This is a genomic window from Enterobacter hormaechei subsp. xiangfangensis, assembly GCF_001729785.1.
Classification (GTDB): domain Bacteria; phylum Pseudomonadota; class Gammaproteobacteria; order Enterobacterales; family Enterobacteriaceae; genus Enterobacter; species Enterobacter hormaechei_C.
This window is the reverse complement of the sequence record NZ_CP017183.1, coordinates 265,990-285,833: the sequence shown is the minus strand read 5'-3', so window position 1 is coordinate 285,833 and position 19,844 is coordinate 265,990. Positions and strand designations below refer to the sequence as shown.

13 protein-coding genes, 1 tRNA gene, 3 rRNA genes and 1 riboswitch are annotated in these 19,844 nt (G+C 55.0%); of the genes, 3 read left to right on the top strand and 14 right to left on the bottom strand.

The features are described 5' to 3' along the window. Positions 1-9: 9 nt before the first annotated feature. The 8 genes from aceK to BFV63_RS01350 form a co-directional block, all read right to left on the bottom strand. Complete coding sequence (aceK, locus tag BFV63_RS01385) at positions 10-1,761, bottom strand: bifunctional isocitrate dehydrogenase kinase/phosphatase (protein ID WP_048241554.1); 1,752 nt, start codon at positions 1,759-1,761, stop codon at positions 10-12. Positions 1,762-1,812: 51 nt separating this feature from the next. Then, on the bottom strand, positions 1,813-3,117 hold the full coding sequence (gene aceA / locus BFV63_RS01380) for an isocitrate lyase (protein ID WP_003860356.1): 1,305 nt from the start codon (positions 3,115-3,117) through the stop codon (positions 1,813-1,815). Positions 3,118-3,148: 31 nt separating this feature from the next. Next, complete coding sequence (aceB, locus tag BFV63_RS01375; protein WP_045331332.1) at positions 3,149-4,750, bottom strand: malate synthase A; 1,602 nt, start codon at positions 4,748-4,750, stop codon at positions 3,149-3,151. A gap of 270 nt (positions 4,751-5,020) precedes the next feature. Further along, positions 5,021-5,950, bottom strand: a complete 930-nt coding sequence (gene metA / locus BFV63_RS01370) for a homoserine O-acetyltransferase MetA (protein WP_003860360.1) — start codon at positions 5,948-5,950, stop codon at positions 5,021-5,023. A 224-nt stretch (positions 5,951-6,174) separates the two neighbouring features. Beyond that, positions 6,175-6,290 (bottom strand): 5S ribosomal RNA (gene rrf / locus BFV63_RS01365). A 72-nt stretch (positions 6,291-6,362) separates the two neighbouring features. Continuing rightward, a 23S ribosomal RNA gene (locus BFV63_RS01360) occupies positions 6,363-9,267 on the bottom strand. Between the two features lie 182 nt (positions 9,268-9,449). Continuing rightward, a tRNA-Glu gene (locus BFV63_RS01355) sits at positions 9,450-9,525 on the bottom strand. 84 nt (positions 9,526-9,609) lie between these two features. Beyond that, positions 9,610-11,151, bottom strand: a 16S ribosomal RNA gene (locus tag BFV63_RS01350). The 16S, 23S and 5S rRNA genes sit together here with 1 tRNA gene alongside, the layout of an rRNA operon. A gap of 563 nt (positions 11,152-11,714) precedes the next feature. Here BFV63_RS01350 and purH point away from each other — a divergent pair. Together purH and purD are read left to right on the top strand one after the other, a co-directional pair. After that, positions 11,715-13,304, top strand: a complete 1,590-nt coding sequence (gene purH / locus BFV63_RS01345; RefSeq protein ID WP_022650212.1) for a bifunctional phosphoribosylaminoimidazolecarboxamide formyltransferase/IMP cyclohydrolase — start codon at positions 11,715-11,717, stop codon at positions 13,302-13,304. Between the two features lie 15 nt (positions 13,305-13,319). Continuing rightward, entirely contained in the window at positions 13,320-14,612 is a 1,293-nt protein-coding gene (purD, locus tag BFV63_RS01340) for a phosphoribosylamine--glycine ligase (protein WP_045337492.1), read from the top strand. Between the two features lie 46 nt (positions 14,613-14,658). Here the strand turns inward: purD and BFV63_RS01335 are convergent, their stop codons facing one another. From BFV63_RS01335 to nudC, 6 genes are all read right to left on the bottom strand, one after another. Next, positions 14,659-15,351, bottom strand: coding sequence for a DUF1481 domain-containing protein (locus tag BFV63_RS01335; protein ID WP_022646713.1), 693 nt, complete (start codon positions 15,349-15,351; stop codon positions 14,659-14,661). Between the two features lie 11 nt (positions 15,352-15,362). Further along, a complete protein-coding gene (gene hupA, locus BFV63_RS01330; RefSeq protein ID WP_002445246.1) occupies positions 15,363-15,635 on the bottom strand; it encodes a nucleoid-associated protein HU-alpha in 273 nt (90 codons plus the stop codon). Positions 15,636-15,821: 186 nt separating this feature from the next. Further along, complete coding sequence (locus BFV63_RS01325; protein ID WP_003862310.1) at positions 15,822-16,412, bottom strand: YjaG family protein; 591 nt, start codon at positions 16,410-16,412, stop codon at positions 15,822-15,824. Positions 16,413-16,453: 41 nt separating this feature from the next. Continuing rightward, the gene (gene nfi, locus BFV63_RS01320; RefSeq protein ID WP_003862312.1) at positions 16,454-17,125 is read right to left on the bottom strand and encodes a deoxyribonuclease V; all 672 of its coding nucleotides are present in this window, start codon (positions 17,123-17,125) and stop codon (positions 16,454-16,456) included. A gap of 9 nt (positions 17,126-17,134) precedes the next feature. Continuing rightward, complete coding sequence (gene hemE, locus BFV63_RS01315) at positions 17,135-18,199, bottom strand: uroporphyrinogen decarboxylase (RefSeq protein WP_045347370.1); 1,065 nt, start codon at positions 18,197-18,199, stop codon at positions 17,135-17,137. 38 nt (positions 18,200-18,237) lie between these two features. After that, entirely contained in the window at positions 18,238-19,011 is a 774-nt protein-coding gene (gene nudC / locus BFV63_RS01310) for an NAD(+) diphosphatase (RefSeq protein ID WP_022650208.1), read from the bottom strand. Positions 19,012-19,106: 95 nt separating this feature from the next. Between nudC and BFV63_RS01305 the strand changes: the two genes are divergently transcribed. Then, a complete protein-coding gene (locus tag BFV63_RS01305; protein ID WP_022650207.1) occupies positions 19,107-19,604 on the top strand; it encodes an Rsd/AlgQ family anti-sigma factor in 498 nt (165 codons plus the stop codon). A gap of 54 nt (positions 19,605-19,658) precedes the next feature. Next, positions 19,659-19,768: riboswitch (TPP riboswitch) on the top strand. Positions 19,769-19,844 lie beyond the last annotated feature (76 nt).

The window sequence follows — 19,844 nt, the reverse complement described above, 5'->3', positions numbered from 1 at the left end:
CTGATGCCCTCACCCCGGCCCTCTCCCACAGGGAGAGGGAGAAAAGCGGATGCAAAACCGCTGCTTGCGGCGGTAAGCGTAGACATCTTCCACGTGTCCGTTTTTGATCCGCGTTTGCAGCCCGCGCCAGTAGCTGGCGCGGAACAGATCGGCATGCATCTCTTCAAATAACGGCCCGATGCGCGGGTCGGCACACAGCCAGTGGCGAAACTCCTCCGGAAACACATCGCCCGGCGATACGCTGTACCACGGCTCGCTGGAAAGCTCATCTTCCGGGTAGCGGGGCGGTGGGATATCGCGGAAGTTCACCTCGGTCATGTAGCAAATTTCATCGTAATCGTAGAACACCACCCGCCCGTGACGGGTGACGCCGAAGTTTTTAAACAGCATGTCGCCGGGGAAAATATTGGCGGCGGCGAGCTGGCGAATCGCATTGCCGTACTCTTCAATGGCGTCTCGTAAAGCCTGGCCTTCGGACTGCTCCAGCCAGATATTTAACGGCACCATCCGGCGTTCGATATAGAGATGGCTAATCGCAATCTTATCGCCAAGATCGGTAATTTTCGTCGGCGCTTCCTGCATTAGCAGCGACATCAGCGACGGATCGATCTGCTGCTTATCCAGCACAAAGTTTTCAAACTCCTGGGTATCGGCCATTCGCCCGACACGATCGTGCTCTTTAACCAGCTGATAGCAGGCGCGAACGTGCGCGGCGCTCATCTCCTTCTGCGGGGCGAATTTATCCTTAATCACCTTAAACACGCGGTCGAAGCCCGGCAGTGTGAAAACCAGCATCACCATGCCGCGGATCCCCGGCGCTTCGATAAACTGCTCATCAGCCGTGGTGACATAACGCAGGTATTCCCGATAACTTTCCGTTTTGGCATGCTTCTGACAGCCAATCGCCATGTACAGCTCGGCGGTGGTTTTGCCCGGCAGGATCTCGCGCAGCCACTCCACCAGGGCGGCAGGCAGTGGGGCATAGACCATGAAATAGGAACGGGCGAAGCCAAATACGATACTGGCCTCAGCGCTGGTAGTCAGGCAGGTATCGACAAACAGTTCGCCGTCGTCGGTACGGTGAATGGGCAGCAGAAACGGCACGATGGCTGTCGGCGTAACCAGTTTGCCCACCAGCCAGGCGGCCTTATTCCGGTAGAAAAGCTCGTTGGCAACCTGCAAATGGCTGCGGCTGAGCACCTCCTCGCCGAAGGTTTCACTGAGATACGCGTGGATATAGCCGATATCCCGGGGTTTATTCTCCCACGGCAGGCGCAGCGGCAAATCCGTTAAGACGCGGTGCAGGAGCTTTTCCCAGCCGCGATCGGGAAAGAAATCTTTCGCCAGCGGACGCGGAATGGTACGGAAGCGGCGCTCCGGCTGGGAGCTGAAGATAAATAACCGCTCAGGAGATAATGAGCGGTGGTCAAATAACCGGCAATAGACGGAGTTGAAAAAGCTCTCCGCAATCTCGAAGCGCGGGTAGTCGGGTAACAGATGGGTGTAATGCTCTTTCACGCGCAGTAAAAAATCCGCATCCGGGCTTTTACCGTCGGTGATACAGCGCAGTTGCTCCACCACCAGACCTACATGGTGATCATAAAGATGGATACGCTGCTTCATGGCCTGCTGAACCGCATGCCAGTCGGCGTGCTCAAAACGCTGTTGCGCGCCGGAGGTGACTTCCAGAAAGCGGCCATACTGGGCATCGAAGCCCTGCAAAATAGTTTGGGCAATCAGTAATTCCAGACCACGCGACATATATTCCCCCTCACCCCAACCCTCTCCCCGAGGGGGGAGAGGGGGAAAAGATTAGAACTGTGCTTCTTCCGTTGAGCCCGTTAATGCCGTGACGGAGGAGGCCCCGCCCTGAATAATCGTGGTCACATTATCGAAGTAGCCGGTTCCCACTTCCTGCTGGTGCGAAACGAAGGTATATCCCTCTTTGCCTGCCGCAAATTCTGGCTGCTGCACCTTCTCAACATAGTGCTTCATGCCTTCGCCCTGCGCGTAGGCGTGCGCCAGGTCGAACATGTTGAACCACATGCTGTGGATACCCGCCAGGGTGATGAACTGGTACTTGTAGCCCATATCCGACAGCTGCTGCTGGAAGCTGGCGATGGTGGTATCGTCCAGATTCTTTTGCCAGTTGAAGGACGGCGAACAGTTATAGGCCAGCAGCTTGCCCGGATACTTCGCATGAATCGCATCGGCAAAACGCTTCGCCAGCGCCAGATCCGGCGTGGAGGTTTCACACCAGACTAGGTCAGCGTAAGGGGCATAGGCCAGACCGCGGCTGATGGCCTGTTCGATACCGGCATGCGTGCGATAGAACCCCTCGCTGGTGCGCTCGCCGGTAATAAATTCGCTGTCGTACGGATCGCAGTCAGAGGTGATCAGGTCCGCCGCATCAGCATCGGTACGGGCAATCACCAGCGTCGGCACGCCGAGCACGTCAGCAGCCAGACGCGCGGCAACCAGCTTTTGGATCGCTTCCTGGGTTGGTACCAGCACTTTCCCGCCCATATGCCCGCACTTCTTGACCGACGCCAGTTGATCTTCAAAGTGAACGGCCGCTGCACCGGCCTCAATCATGGATTTCATCAGCTCAAAGGCGTTCAGCACGCCGCCGAAACCGGCTTCCGCATCGGCGACGATCGGCAGGAAATAGTCTATAAAACGCGGATCGTGGGGTTCGATACCCGCGGCCCACTGGATCTGATCCGCACGGCGGAAGGTATTGTTGATCCGATCCACCACTGACGGCACCGAGTTCGCCGGATAAAGAGATTGATCCGGATACATGCTGGAGGCAAGGTTAGCATCCGCCGCGACCTGCCAGCCGGAAAGATAGATAGCTTCAATGCCGGCCTTCGCCTGCTGCAATGCCTGACCGCCAGTCAGTGCGCCGAGGCTGTTGATATAGCCTTTTTTAGCTCCCCCATGCAGCAGATCCCACATTTTCGCCGCGCCGTTCTGCGCCAGCGTACATTCCGGATTAACCGAGCCGCGTAACTTCACCACTTCTTCTGCGCTGTACGGACGGCGAATGCCTTCCCAGCGCGGTTGGGTCCACTCTTTTTGTAACTCTTCGATCTGTTGGGTACGGGTTTTCATGTGCAGATGCTCCATATTGTTATGTGGTGAATTACGCCAGGAAGCGGTAGCCCGGCAGGGTCAGGAAGTCGATTAAGTCATCAGAGGTGGTGATTTGCTCCATCAGACGTGCAGCATCGTCAAAACGCCCACTGCTGAAGCGGTGCTCGCCCAGTTCGTCCTGGATGACCCGCATCTCTTCGGCCAGCATCTGACGGAACAGGGCTTTGGTTACCGGTTTGCCGTTGCTGAGCGTTTTTTGATGGTGGATCCACTGCCAGATGGAGGTACGTGAAATTTCCGCCGTGGCGGCATCTTCCATCAGGCCGTAGATCGGCACGCAGCCGTTGCCTGAGATCCATGCCTCGATGTACTGCACGGCGACGCGAATGTTGGCGCGCATCCCCTCTTCCGTGCGTTCGCCCGCACACGGCGCCAGCAACTGTTCTTCTGCGATTGGCGCATCGTCTTCACGGGTGACAAACAGCTGGTTTTTGTTGTCGCCGAGTACGCGGTTAAAGACTTCCATCGCCGTATCGGCCAGACCAGGATGGGCAATCCACGTCCCGTCGTGGCCATTACGGGCTTCCAGCTCTTTATCGGCTTTCACCTTGTTGAGCACCTGATTGTTACGCTCTGCGTCTTTGCTCGGGATAAACGCCGCCATACCGCCCATCGCAAAGGCGCCGCGTTTGTGGCAGGTCTTAATCAGCAGGCGCGAGTAGGCGCTGAGGAACGGTTTATCCATGGTGACAACCTGACGATCCGGCAATACCCGGTCGGCATGGTTTTTCAGGGTTTTGATGTAGCTGAAGATGTAATCCCAACGGCCGCAGTTCAGGCCCACAATATGGTCACGCAGCGCATGGAGGATCTCATGCATCTGGAATACGGCAGGCAGGGTTTCAATCAGCAGCGTGGCCTTAATGGTGCCGCGCGGCAGGCTGAAGCGGTCTTCTGCGTAGCTGAAAACTTCACTCCACCACGCCGCTTCCTGCCAGGACTGGGTTTTCGGCAGATAGAAATAGGGGCCGCTGCCTTTCGCCAGCAGGTTCTTATGGTTGTGGAAGAAGTACAGCGCAAAGTCGAACAGGCTGCCCGGAATCGCTTCTCCGCGCCAGGTGACGTGTTTTTCTGGCAAATGCAGACCGCGTACGCGACAGATCAGCACCGCCGGATTCGGTTTGAGCTGGTAAATTTTACCGGCTTCGTTGGTATAGCTGATGGTGCCATTGACGGCGTCGCGCAGGTTGATCTGCCCGTCGATAACTTTCTGCCAGTCCGGTGCCAGCGAGTCTTCAAAATCGGCCATAAAGACTTTGACGTTGGCATTCATGGCGTTGATCACCATTTTGCGCTCTACCGGGCCGGTGATCTCCACACGACGATCCTGTAAATCTTCAGGGATTCCGCGGATTTTCCAATCACCATGACGAATGGAAGCAGTTTCCGAAATAAATCCTGGCAACTTGCCGTTATCGATCCCCTGCTGTTGGTGAATGCGCGCCGCCAGCAGTTTATTACGCTGTGGCGTAAAGCGAGTCACCAGTTCAGTCAGAAACTCTACCGCTTCTGCCGTCAAAACTTGCTGTTCTTGCTCACCATTCGGCTGGGTAAAGGTCAGTTCATCGACCGTTGTTGCCTGTTGAGTCATCGTTCTGCTCCTCATCAAAGATCCAAAATCACGCCCCCGATGTGAGCGAAAGATCGTTGTGTAGTTTTCGCTCAGCAGAATTAAGACTATCTATAAATTTTCCAAAATCAAAAACAATTTCCATTTTAATTTTAATTGCAACGCAACTTAATGATTAATATAGAGTTAAAGTTTCCTGGTATGTTGAACAGGATTTCGGAAATAAAAAAGGCACCCGAAGGTGCCTGATCTGAATAGCTGAAACGCTTTAGGATCGTTTAATGCAGACGATTACTCCAGCGTCGGATTCATGTGGCGAAGATCGTACGGCGTAATCTGGTAGACGTAATAGTTGAGCCAGTTGGTAAACAGCAAATTTCCATGACTACGCCATGTTGCCCGAGGCGTGTTTTGTGGATCGTTTTTCGGGAAATAGTTGTACGGGACGTCCGGATTCAGACCTGCTTCAACGTCACGAAAATACTCTGCCGCGAGGGTATGCGGATCGTACTCAGGATGGCCGGTAACGAACGCGATGCGTTTGTCTTTACTGGCGAACAGGTAGGCATCGCCGTCTTCCGTTTCGGCCAGGATTTCCAGGTCGGTATAATCGCGGATCAGCTGTGCCGGAAAATCGGCGTAGCGAGAATGCGGGGCCAGGAAAGTGTCATCGAAACCACGCGTCAGCAGCGCATGCGGGTGAAGAATGTGGTGTTCGTATACGCCAGAAAGTTTGTCGCTGCGGGTTTGCTTGGGAATGCCATAGAGGATATTCAGTGCGGCCTGTACCGCCCAACAGACAAATAAGGTGGACGTGACGTGATCTTTTGCCCACTCCAGCACCTGCCTGATCTGTGGCCAGTAGGCAACGTCATTAAATTCCACCAGACCCAGCGGTGCGCCGGTGACGATCAGCCCATCGAAATTCTCATCGCGAATATCTTCAAAATTACAGTAGAAGTTATTCAGATGCTCAGCAGGCGTGTTGCGTGACTCACGCGCGTCAATGCGCAGCAGCTGGATATCAACCTGAAGCGGAGAGTTGGAGAGCAAACGCAGGAACTGGTTCTCTGTTTCGATCTTCTTTGGCATCAAATTAAGGATCAGCACCTTCAGCGGGCGAATTTCCTGACCAGAAGCACGCGAAGTTGTCATTACGAAGACATTCTCTTCACGCAAGAAATTGACGGCTGGTAGCTCGTCCTGCACCCGAATCGGCATAACCTTAAATCCTCACAGCATACGTATAAACGTTTAGACATCCAGACAGCTAACGATACCCAGAAACGGGGTTAATGTCGAGCCTGCAAGCGTAAGGTGAGAAAGTTTCAAGGAGGGGACGGTGCGGTTTGATGCCCTCACCCCGGCCCTCTCCCACAGGGAGAGGGAGAAAAACAAAAGCAAAAAACCCCGCACCTTACGGTACGGGGTTCTTCTTGTTTGATGCCTGGCAGTTCCCTACTCTCACATGGGGAGACCCCACACTACCATCGGCGCTACGGCGTTTCACTTCTGAGTTCGGCATGGGGTCAGGTGGGACCACCGCGCTAAAGCCGCCAGGCAAATTCTGTTAATCTGTATCAGGCTGAAAATCGTGTCTGTCTCTCGTTCGCCAAAACACCTTCGGCGTTGTAAGGTTAAGCCTCACGGTTCATTAGTATCGGTTAGCTCAACGCATCGCTGCGCTTACACACCCGACCTATCAACGTCGTCGTCTTCAACGTTCCTTCAGGAGACTTAAAGTCTCAGGGAGAACTCATCTCGGGGCAAGTTTCGTGCTTAGATGCTTTCAGCACTTATCTCTTCCGCATTTAGCTACCGGGCAGTGCCATTGGCATGACAACCCGAACACCAGTGATGCGTCCACTCCGGTCCTCTCGTACTAGGAGCAGCCCCCCTCAATTCTCCAGCGCCCACGGCAGATAGGGACCGAACTGTCTCACGACGTTCTAAACCCAGCTCGCGTACCACTTTAAATGGCGAACAGCCATACCCTTGGGACCTACTTCAGCCCCAGGATGTGATGAGCCGACATCGAGGTGCCAAACACCGCCGTCGATATGAACTCTTGGGCGGTATCAGCCTGTTATCCCCGGAGTACCTTTTATCCGTTGAGCGATGGCCCTTCCATTCAGAACCACCGGATCACTATGACCTGCTTTCGCACCTGCTCGCGCCGTCACGCTCGCAGTCAAGCTGGCTTATGCCATTGCACTAACCTCCTGATGTCCGACCAGGATTAGCCAACCTTCGTGCTCCTCCGTTACTCTTTGGGAGGAGACCGCCCCAGTCAAACTACCCACCAGACACTGTCCGCAACCCGGATCACGGGTCTACGTTAGAACACCAGCCATTAAAGGGTGGTATTTCAAGGACGGCTCCACGCAGACTGGCGTCCACGCTTCAAAGCCTCCCACCTATCCTACACATCAAGGACCAGTGTTCAGTGTCAAGCTATAGTAAAGGTTCACGGGGTCTTTCCGTCTTGCCGCGGGTACACTGCATCTTCACAGCGAGTTCAATTTCACTGAGTCTCGGGTGGAGACAGCCTGGCCATCATTACGCCATTCGTGCAGGTCGGAACTTACCCGACAAGGAATTTCGCTACCTTAGGACCGTTATAGTTACGGCCGCCGTTTACCGGGGCTTCGATCAAGAGCTTCGCGTTGCCGCTAACCCCATCAATTAACCTTCCGGCACCGGGCAGGCGTCACACCGTATACGTCCACTTTCGTGTTTGCACAGTGCTGTGTTTTTAATAAACAGTTGCAGCCAGCTGGTATCTTCGACTGATTTCAGCTCCGTCCGCAGGGACTTCACCTACATATCAGCGTGCCTTCTCCCGAAGTTACGGCACCATTTTGCCTAGTTCCTTCACCCGAGTTCTCTCAAGCGCCTTGGTATTCTCTACCTGACCACCTGTGTCGGTTTGGGGTACGATTTCGTGTTACCTGATGCTTAGAGGCTTTTCCTGGAAGCAGGGCATTTATCACTTCAGCACCGTAGTGCCTCGTCATCACACCTCAGCGTTAACAAGGTACCGGATTTACCTGGAACCTCCGCCTACATGCTTAAACCGGGACAACCGTCGCCCGGCTGACATAGCCTTCTCCGTCCCCCCTTCGCAGTAACACCAAGTACAGGAATATTAACCTGTTTCCCATCGACTACGCCTTTCGGCCTCGCCTTAGGGGTCGACTCACCCTGCCCCGATTAACGTTGGACAGGAACCCTTGGTCTTCCGGCGAGCGGGCTTTTCACCCGCTTTATCGTTACTTATGTCAGCATTCGCACTTCTGATACCTCCAGCATGCCTCACAGCACACCTTCAACGGCTTACAGAACGCTCCCCTACCCAACAACGCATAAGCGTCGCTGCCGCAGCTTCGGTGCATGGTTTAGCCCCGTTACATCTTCCGCGCAGGCCGACTCGACCAGTGAGCTATTACGCTTTCTTTAAATGATGGCTGCTTCTAAGCCAACATCCTGGCTGTCTGTGCCTTCCCACATCGTTTCCCACTTAACCATGACTTTGGGACCTTAGCTGGCGGTCTGGGTTGTTTCCCTCTTCACGACGGACGTTAGCACCCGCCGTGTGTCTCCCGTGATAACATTCTTCGGTATTCGTAGTTTGCATCGGGTTGGTAAGCCGGGATGGCCCCCTAGCCGAAACAGTGCTCTACCCCCGAAGATGAGTTCACGAGGCGCTACCTAAATAGCTTTCGGGGAGAACCAGCTATCTCCCGGTTTGATTGGCCTTTCACCCCCAGCCACAGGTCATCCGCTAATTTTTCAACATTAGTCGGTTCGGTCCTCCAGTTAGTGTTACCCAACCTTCAACCTGCCCATGGCTAGATCACCGGGTTTCGGGTCTATACCCTGCAACTTAACGCCCAGTTAAGACTCGGTTTCCCTTCGGCTCCCCTATACGGTTAACCTTGCTACAGAATATAAGTCGCTGACCCATTATACAAAAGGTACGCAGTCACACCCGAAGGTGCTCCCACTGCTTGTACGTACACGGTTTCAGGTTCTTTTTCACTCCCCTCGCCGGGGTTCTTTTCGCCTTTCCCTCACGGTACTGGTTCACTATCGGTCAGTCAGGAGTATTTAGCCTTGGAGGATGGTCCCCCCATATTCAGACAGGATACCACGTGTCCCGCCCTACTCTTCGAGTTCACAGCAAGTGTGTTTTTGTGTACGGGACTATCACCCTGTACCGTCGGACTTTCCAGACCGTTCCACTAACACACAAGCTGATTCAGACTCCGGGCTGCTCCCCGTTCGCTCGCCGCTACTGGGGGAATCTCGGTTGATTTCTTTTCCTCGGGGTACTTAGATGTTTCAGTTCCCCCGGTTCGCCTCGTTAACCTATGTATTCAGTTAACGATAGTGTGTCGGAACACACTGGGTTTCCCCATTCGGACATCGCCGGGTCAAGGGTTCATATCACCTCGCCGGCGCTTTTCGCAGATTAGCACGTCCTTCATCGCCTCTGACTGCCAGGGCATCCACCGTGTACGCTTAGTCGCTTAACCTCACAACCCGAAGATGTTTCACTTCTGATTGCGAAAATTTGAGAGACTCGAACACACATGAGCTGTGTGTCGTTTCAATTTTCAGCTTGATCCAGATTTTTAAAGAGCAAATATCTCAAACGTGACTCGCAAGTCAGTTTTGAGATATGACGGCAGGTGACTTTCACTCACGAACCAGCAAGTGGCGTCCCCTAGGGGATTCGAACCCCTGTTACCGCCGTGAAAGGGCGGTGTCCTGGGCCTCTAGACGAAGGGGACGTACAGTCTCAATCGCAAGACGCCTTGCTATTTACTTTTCATCAGACAATCTGTGTGGACACTACAAAGGCAGGTTCTTTAAGGTAAGGAGGTGATCCAACCGCAGGTTCCCCTACGGTTACCTTGTTACGACTTCACCCCAGTCATGAATCACAAAGTGGTAAGCGCCCTCCCGAAGGTTAAGCTACCTACTTCTTTTGCAACCCACTCCCATGGTGTGACGGGCGGTGTGTACAAGGCCCGGGAACGTATTCACCGTGGCATTCTGATCCACGATTACTAGCGATTCCGACTTCATGGAGTCGAGTTGCAGACTCCAATCCGGACTACGACGCACTTTATGAGGTCCGCTTGCTCTCGCGAGGTCGCTTCTCTTTGTATGCGCCATTGTAGCACGTGTGTAGCCCTACTCGTAAGGGCCATGATGACTTGACGTCATCCCCACCTTCCTCCAGTTTATCACTGGCAGTCTCCTTTGAGTTCCCGGCCTAACCGCTGGCAACAAAGGATAAGGGTTGCGCTCGTTGCGGGACTTAACCCAACATTTCACAACACGAGCTGACGACAGCCATGCAGCACCTGTCTCAGAGTTCCCGAAGGCACCAATCCATCTCTGGAAAGTTCTCTGGATGTCAAGAGTAGGTAAGGTTCTTCGCGTTGCATCGAATTAAACCACATGCTCCACCGCTTGTGCGGGCCCCCGTCAATTCATTTGAGTTTTAACCTTGCGGCCGTACTCCCCAGGCGGTCGACTTAACGCGTTAGCTCCGGAAGCCACGCCTCAAGGGCACAACCTCCAAGTCGACATCGTTTACGGCGTGGACTACCAGGGTATCTAATCCTGTTTGCTCCCCACGCTTTCGCACCTGAGCGTCAGTCTTTGTCCAGGGGGCCGCCTTCGCCACCGGTATTCCTCCAGATCTCTACGCATTTCACCGCTACACCTGGAATTCTACCCCCCTCTACAAGACTCTAGCCTGCCAGTTTCGAATGCAGTTCCCAGGTTGAGCCCGGGGATTTCACATCCGACTTGACAGACCGCCTGCGTGCGCTTTACGCCCAGTAATTCCGATTAACGCTTGCACCCTCCGTATTACCGCGGCTGCTGGCACGGAGTTAGCCGGTGCTTCTTCTGCGGGTAACGTCAATCGACAAGGTTATTAACCTTATCGCCTTCCTCCCCGCTGAAAGTACTTTACAACCCGAAGGCCTTCTTCATACACGCGGCATGGCTGCATCAGGCTTGCGCCCATTGTGCAATATTCCCCACTGCTGCCTCCCGTAGGAGTCTGGACCGTGTCTCAGTTCCAGTGTGGCTGGTCATCCTCTCAGACCAGCTAGGGATCGTCGCCTAGGTGAGCCGTTACCCCACCTACTAGCTAATCCCATCTGGGCACATCCGATGGCAAGAGGCCCGAAGGTCCCCCTCTTTGGTCTTGCGACGTTATGCGGTATTAGCTACCGTTTCCAGTAGTTATCCCCCTCCATCAGGCAGTTTCCCAGACATTACTCACCCGTCCGCCACTCGTCAGCGAAGCAGCAAGCTGCTTCCTGTTACCGTTCGACTTGCATGTGTTAGGCCTGCCGCCAGCGTTCAATCTGAGCCATGATCAAACTCTTCAATTTAAAAGTTTGATGCTCAATGAATTAAACTTCGTAATGAATTACGTGTTCACTCGTTGAGACTTGGTATTCATTTTTCGTCCGAGGACGTTAAGAATCCATGTCACTTTGAGTGCCCACACAGATTGTCTGATAAATTGTTAAAGAGCAGTTGCGACGCGCCTCAGCGCTCTGTCGCGAGGTGGCGTATTTTACGCTTTCCTCTTTCAGAGTCAACCCTGATTTTCAGGATTTTTTCTCTTCAGCCGACCGGGTTGTTTGTGAAGTGATTCACATCCGCCGTGTCGATGGAGGCGCATTATAGGGAGTTCTCCGCTGGCCGCAACCGCTAAATGACAGAAAAATGACTGACTGCTGCATTCCACAGCAAAACCCCGCCTTATACCTTTTTACACACAGACTTATCCACAATGATACGAAAAAGTGAAAATGTGCGAGCGTTGCGCAAACGTTTTCGTTAAAATGCTCGCGCTTTACAAGGATGCCTCGTCAGGTGTGTTAGATGAGTTTTTCACAGGAAAATTCATCTAACGCTCTCTGTAATCGTGAAATCCAGGGGATTTACCATGCAACAACGTCGTCCAGTCCGCCGCGCTCTGCTCAGTGTTTCTGATAAAGCCGGTATCGTCGAATTCGCCCAGGCACTTTCCGCACGCGGTGTGGAGCTGCTTTCTACAGGTGGCACCGCGCGCCTGTTAGCAGAGAAAGGTCTGCCGGTAACCGAAGTGTCCGATTACACCGGTTTCCCGGAAATGATGGATGGACGCGTCAAAACCCTGCATCCGAAAGTCCACGGCGGTATTCTTGGCCGTCGCGGTCAGGACGACGCCATTATGGAACAGCACGATATCGCGCCTATCGATATGGTCGTTGTTAACCTCTACCCGTTCGCCCAGACCGTCGCCCGCGAAGGCTGCTCTCTGGAAGATGCGGTTGAAAATATTGATATCGGCGGCCCAACCATGGTGCGCTCCGCGGCCAAGAACCATAAAGATGTCGCCATCGTGGTGAAGAGCAGCGACTACAACGCCATTATTAATGAGATGGATGCCAACGAAGGGTCCCTGACACTTGAAACGCGTTTCGATCTCGCCATCAAAGCCTTCGAGCATACCGCCGCCTACGACAGCATGATCGCCAACTACTTCGGTAGCCTGGTACCGGCTTACCATGGTGAAAGCAAAGATCCCTCTGGCCGCTTCCCGCGCACCCTGAACCTGAACTTCATTAAGAAGCAGGATATGCGTTACGGTGAGAACAGCCACCAGCAGGCGGCCTTCTATATAGAAGAAGAGGTAAAGGAAGCCTCTGTTGCGACCGCCCAGCAGGTTCAGGGCAAAGCCCTTTCCTATAACAACATTGCCGACACCGACGCCGCGCTGGAATGCGTGAAAGAATTCAGCGAGCCGGCCTGCGTTATCGTCAAGCACGCCAACCCATGCGGCGTTGCGGTAAGCACTTCTATTCTGGATGCCTACGATCGCGCCTACAAAACCGACCCGACCTCCGCGTTCGGCGGCATTATCGCCTTTAACCGCGAGCTGGATGCGGAAACCGCGCAGGCCATCATCTCCCGCCAGTTTGTCGAAGTGATCATCGCGCCGTCCGCATCAGAAGAAGCGCTGAAAATCACTGCGGCAAAACAGAATGTGCGCGTGCTGGTTTGCGGTCAGTGGGCGGAACGCGTGCCGGGCCTGGACTTCAAGCGCGTGAACGGCGGTCTGCTGGTTCAGGACCGCGATCTGGGGATGGTGAGCGAAGCCGATCTGCGTGTCGTCACCAAACGTCAGCCAACCGAGCAGGAACTGCGTGACGCGCTGTTCTGCTGGAAAGTGGCTAAGTTCGTGAAATCCAACGCCATCGTCTACGCCAAAGAGAACATGACCATCGGGATAGGCGCAGGCCAGATGAGCCGCGTTTACTCTGCAAAAATTGCCGGTATCAAAGCAGGCGACGAAGGCCTGGAAGTGAAAGGCTCCGCCATGGCCTCTGATGCCTTCTTCCCGTTCCGCGACGGAATCGATGCGGCCGCTGCTGTGGGTATCACCTGTGTGATCCAGCCTGGCGGTTCAATCCGTGATGACGAAGTGATTGCCGCTGCCGACGAACACGGCATCGCAATGATCTTCACCGACATGCGCCACTTCCGCCATTAATTCCCGGAGCAGAAAATGAAAGTATTAGTGATTGGTAACGGCGGGCGCGAGCACGCCCTGGCGTGGAAAGCAGCGCAGTCTCCGCAGGTTGAAACCGTCTTTGTGGCACCGGGTAATGCCGGTACGGCGCTGGAACCCGCGCTGCAAAACGTCGCCATCGGCGTGACCGATATCCCGGCACTGCTGAGCTTTGCCCAGACCGAGAACATCGATCTGACCATCGTTGGCCCGGAAGCGCCGCTGGTGATTGGCGTCGTAGACGCCTTCCGCGCAGCTGGCCTGAAAATCTTTGGCCCAACGGAGGGTGCCGCACAGCTGGAAGGCTCAAAAGCCTTCACCAAAGATTTTCTCGCGCGTCATAACATCCCGACGGCGGAATATCAGAATTTCACTGAAGTGGAGCCTGCTCTGGCCTACTTACGTGAGAAGGGCGCGCCGATTGTTATCAAGGCCGACGGTCTGGCCGCGGGTAAAGGCGTGATCGTCGCGATGACCCTCGAAGAAGCCGAAGCCGCGGTTCAGGATATGCTGGCAGGTAACGCCTTTGGCGATGCGGGCCACCGCATCGTGATTGAAGAGTTCCTCGACGGCGAAGAGGCGAGCTTTATCGTGATGGTCGATGGCGAGCACGTTCTGCCGATGGCCACCAGCCAGGATCACAAGCGTGTGGGCAATGGCGATACCGGCCCCAACACTGGGGGAATGGGCGCTTACTCTCCTGCTCCCGTTGTTACCGATGAGGTGCATCAGCGCACCATGGACCGCATCATCTGGCCAACCGTGAAAGGGATGGCGGCGGAAGGCAATACCTACACCGGTTTCCTTTATGCAGGCCTGATGATCGACAAGCAGGGTAACCCGAAGGTGATCGAATTCAACTGCCGCTTTGGCGATCCGGAAACCCAGCCGATCATGCTGCGCATGAAATCCGACCTGGTGGATCTGTGTCTGGCGGCGTGCGAAGGCAAGCTGAATGAGAAAACTTCCGAGTGGGACGAGCGTGCCTCTTTAGGTGTGGTGATTGCTGCGGGTGGGTATCCGGGTAGCTACAACACTGGAGATGAGATCCACGGCCTGCCGCTGGAAGAGATTGACGGCGCGAAGGTGTTCCACGCCGGTACGAAGCTGGCTGACGATGACCGCGTGCTCACCAACGGCGGCCGCGTGCTGTGTGCGACCGCGCTGGGCCAGACCGTGGCAGAAGCGCAGAAACGCGCCTATGCGCTGATGGCGGATATTCACTGGAACGGCAGCTTCAGCCGTCAGGATATCGGTTATCGTGCTATTGCGCGGGAGCAGGGAGAGTAATTTCCCCTCACCCTAACCCTCTCCCTCAAGGGAGAGGGGACTTAAATCAAAAACTCTTTTCTGTCGGCTGCCAGGTGCAGAAATCTTCATTCGCCACCAGCAACAGCTGAGAGCCTTCCGGCGCTTCCAGCCATGCCACACTCACCTCCACAGATGAATGCCGCTGACGACGCTGAATGTGTTCGGTTGCCCAGGATTCAAGCTCAGGCTTCACCGTCTGCCCTTCGCAGGTGGTCACCGTGCCGTCGGCATGCCAGCGCCCCTGACGCAGCACCACGCGGCCCTGACGCAGTGCATCGCTGGTCTGGCGAAGTTGTTCAGCACGGTAGCGGTAGAGGGCGACCTGATCGCTGGAAAGCTGCTGTTTCAGTCCACTGACCTCATGCTGCATAAAGCTCAGCTCGCCGTGGTCGTCGAAACGCACCTTCACGTGTTCGGGAGTCTTACTGTAGATATTCAGTTCAATGAGCGACAGGGCATCGCCCTGCCAGCGGTATTCTGCGGTCGAGGTATTGCCGTTATGCCATGGGCTGAACGCGGTGAGCATATGGACTTCATCGCTGGAATCTTTGCGCCAGATCCTGACCGCACCCTGGTTGTCAGCGTAGCCGCTGGCGGTAAACGGGGGGAGTGAGGAATCATGGCTACAGGCAGAGAGCAACAGTACGCCTGCCAGCGCGAGCGGTCCACGCCAGAATGACAAAAGGGGCGTTGCCGCCCCTTCGTTAAAACTGTTCACTGCCACGCGTCTTACTTAACTGCGTCTTTCAGTGCTTTACCAGAAACAAATGCCGGCACGTTAGCTGCGGCGATTTTGATTTCTTTACCGGTCTGCGGGTTGCGGCCAGTACGCTCAGCGCGGTGGTTCACTTTGAAGGTACCGAAACCAACCAGTTGTACAGCATCGCCTTCTTTCAGAGACTCAGTAATAGCAGCCAGGGTAGATTCCAGAGCAGCTTTAGCCTGCACTTTAGACAGATCAGCCTTGTCCGCAATTACATCAATCAGTTGAGTCTTGTTCATAAGTTATCCTTTCAATGTGTTTATCGCTTGCTAAGCATCGAGTGCGACGAAAATGCCAAAAAAGCACTCTCCTGCATACACGCACCGATAGCCACTTTTTTTCGCCCCCCAAATGTAGACCAGACGGGGGGCGAAAGGGAAGAGTCGAGGAGCGACAAAACAGGCGTTAAATCACGTTTTGTTGTCTCATTGGTTAAAAATTATACCAATATTGCTCTCGCCGGCCTCGCGCAGGTCCGCGCGCAGCCCTTTGATCAGCTCAATATCACGCTCTTCACACTCTGCCAGCAGGCGGAAAATCTCCCACTGAATGTCCCATTCCTGTTCTACCGCCGGGTTAGCACGCAGCTCTTCGTCGGTCATTTCACGGCCTTCCTGGGTCATTTCCAGCATCGCAACGGTGGTAATGGATGCCTTACTGACTTCAATGGCGTGTTCCAGGGTTTCACCGCTCAGACGGGAGTGGATCAGCTCGCTCAACGCCACACAGGCATCAATGGCCGGGTAGACGCCATACAGGTCGAAATCATCCGCAGCCGGAATAGCCTCTTCCAGCTTTTCGAGCTGAGAGTCAAAATTCACCTTCGCGTCTTTGACCGTCAGCGTCTCCCAGATTAAATCCAGAATACGACGATAAATCTGGCCTTCGCCAAACGCTGTCTGCTTGCAGAACGCGGCATAGTTGGGATACATGCGCTCGCACAGGCAAGCCATAAACGTCACGTGCTGCCAGCTTTCCAGCTTTTCAAGGCGCAGATGAATCGGGTTTTGTAACATGATGATGTCTCGAATCGAAAATTAGCCGCAGTTTACCTGAATCACGGCTGAATTTCCTGCCAACGAATGAATGCCGGACGTGAAGAGGCCACGGCGTCAGCCCAGCGGGTTGGCTCCGGTAAACGGTAGCCCTTCATACAGCGTTGCACCCACGCCAGGGCGCTGTCCATGCTCACCCGATGCCCGGTTGCGATAAACAGCGGGTTGCAGCGCGCTTTACTGCGCCAGACCCACGCCAGCTGCTCGCCTTTATGAATAAGCGGCGCCAGCGCGCCCGGTTCGGCAGAGAGCGGCTCAAACGCGCCGCACAGGCGTTTTTTCGCCACGCCGATGGTCGGCACGTCCACCAGCAGACCAAAGTGGCTGGCGACGCCTAAGCGACGCGGATGGGAGATACCATGCCCATCAACAAACAGCAGGTCAGGTTTTTGCGAGAGTTGTTCCCAAGCGGCCAGCAGCGCGGGATATTCGCGGAAGGAGAGAAAGCCGGGGATATAGGGCATGGTGGTGGCGATACGCGCCACCTTGTACTCCACCAGCTCCAGCGACGGGTATTTCAGCACCACCATCGCCGCTCGCGTCACTTCACCGCCCTGCTCAAACCCGACGTCCGCCCCGCCAATGTACCGCGGAGGGTCCGTATCCAGACGATCCTCACGGATCACCGATGAAGCCAGTTCGATTTGCTGAGCGCGTAGCGACGCGAGATCCATAACCACTCCTTACTTATGATACTGGGCAGAAAGCCGATGCACCGCCTCCACAAATACGCCTGCGTGTTCAGGCGGCACATCCTGATGAATGCCGTGGCCGAGGTTAAAGACGTGGCCTTCACCCTGGCCGAAACCAGACAGTATAGTCGACACTTCCTCTTCGATACGGGCAGGCTGTGCATAGAGCATGGACGGGTCCATGTTGCCCTGAAGCGCCACTTTGTCCCCCACGCGACGGCGCGCATCGGCAATATCGGTGGTCCAGTCGAGGCCCAGCGCGTCGCAGCCGGTGGCCGCCATCGCTTCCAGCCACTGGCCGCCGCCTTTGGTAAACAGCGTCACCGGCACGCGACGGCCTTCGTTTTCACGCAGCAGGCCATCGACAATTTTGTGCATGTAGTACAGGGAGAACTGCTGATAATCACGTCCGGTCAGCACGCCGCCCCAGGTGTCGAAAATCATCACCGACTGCGCACCTGCTTTAATCTGCGCGTTGAGGTAGAGCGTGACGCTCTTCGCGAGCTTGTCGAGCAGCGCATGCAGGGCCAGCGGCTCGGCGTACATCATCTTTTTGATGACGGTAAAGGCTTTGCTGCTGCCGCCTTCCACCATGTAGGTGGCCAGCGTCCACGGACTACCGGAGAAGCCAATCAGCGGCACATCGCCTTTGAGCTCGCGGCGAATGGTGCGCACGGCGTTCATCACATAGCTCAGCTCGCCTTCCGGATCGGGGATCGGCAACTTATCAACGTCGGCTTTGCTTTTGATCGGAGAGGTAAAGCGCGGGCCCTCGCCGGTTTCGAAATAGAGCCCAAGGCCCATCGCATCCGGAATGGTGAGAATGTCCGAAAAAAGAATGGCGGCATCGAGCGGGAAGCGGCGCAGCGGCTGGAGCGTCACCTCACAGGCCAGCTCGGCGTTTTTGCACAGCGACATAAAATCGCCCGCCTGCGCACGCGTGGCTTTGTACTCTGGCAGATAGCGTCCCGCCTGGCGCATCATCCACACCGGGGTGACATCAACGGGCTGGCGCAGCAGCGCACGCAGATAACGATCGTTCTTCAGTTCGGTCATTTTGCAGTTCCTTATTGCGTCAGTCCGTCAGTGTAACACTACTCATACTCGGCCCGACACATTGCCACGGTATCTTCTATCAGGCGACGCGCCACCGTTCCCGGCGGGGGCAGCAGCGGTAAATCGTCGTAGCGATACCAGTTCGCCTCCAGCAGCTCTTTCTTATCGATAACAATCTCGCCGCTGTCGTATTCCGCCATAAACGCGGTCATCAGGGACATCGGGAACGGCCACGGCTGCGACGTCACATAGCGCAGGTTTTTCACCTTAATGCCGCTCTCCTCCATCACCTCGCGCGCCACCGCCTGTTCCAGCGTTTCGCCGACTTCCACGAACCCGGCGAGGACAGTATGAATGCCGTTGCGATGACGGGTATGCTGCGCCAGCAGGATGGAATCATCACGGCGGATGGCGACAATGATGCACGGTGCGATTTGCGGATAGTAGCGTTCACGGCAGTGGCCGCAAAGCATTGCCCACTCGGTTTTGCTCGGGTGCATGGTGTGGCCGCAGTAGCCGCAGTATTTGTGCGAGCGGTAAAACTCCGCCAGCTGCACGCCGCGCCCCGCCAGCTGGAACAGGCCGACATCCCGATCCAACACCTGACGAACGGATCCCATATCCTGACGACGAGCCTGTAGGATCAACCATACCGGATCGCCCTGCCACTCGCCGATCCGCAGCGCAGGTTGGCCGACGAGATCGAAGATTTCTGCCGCACCGTAGGGTATCTCCCCACCGGGCAGCCACAACTTTTGCTCGTGACTGACGATCCACCAACCCAGATCTGATTTTTCAATAATACGATCCATATCTATTGCACTACCTTCGCTTCACTGACATGTTGTTAGCATTGTGGTTACATTTTGGATAAGCAGATCCCATTCTAAACCTTATGGAGTCGACCATGTTAAACCAGCTGGAAAGCCTGACTGAGCGCGTTGGAGGAAGTAACACCCTGGTGGATCGCTGGCTACATGTGCGCAAGCATCTCCTTGTGGCGTATTACAATCTGGTCGGTCTTAAGCCTGGCAAAGAATCCTTTATGCGGCTGAACGAAAAAGCGCTGGATGATTTTTGTCAGAGCCTTGTCGACTACCTCTCCGACGGCCATTTCAACCTTTATGAACGCATTATCCGCGAAATGGAAGGGACAACGCCGTATTTAGCGGCCAGTAAACTCTGTCCGCTGCTGGAAGCCAACACCCAGCGGATCATGGACTACTACGATTCCGCGCTGGAGAACGCTATCGATCACGATAACTATCTTGAGTTTCAGCAGGCGCTTTCCGACCTTGGCGAAGCGCTGGAAGAGCGATTCACGCTGGAAGACAAGCTCATCGCCCTCGTGCTGGACAACAACCTGAATATCAGCACCAGCGATAACGTTGCGCGCCCTGCTTGAGTTCTTAATCGTTAACGAGTAATTTACAACCATTCGCCCCTCTGCGGAGGGGGATTTTTCTTGTCGGAGTGCCCAGTGTGAAAGCACGGGCTGAGACCGTTAATTCGGGATCCGCGGAACCTGATCAGGTTAATACCTGCGAAGGGAACAAGAGTCACACTGCTGTTGTATCGCCCCTGAGGCGATCTTCTCTTGCTTCATCCGTCGTCTGACAAGCCATGTCCTTCACTTTTGGAATGA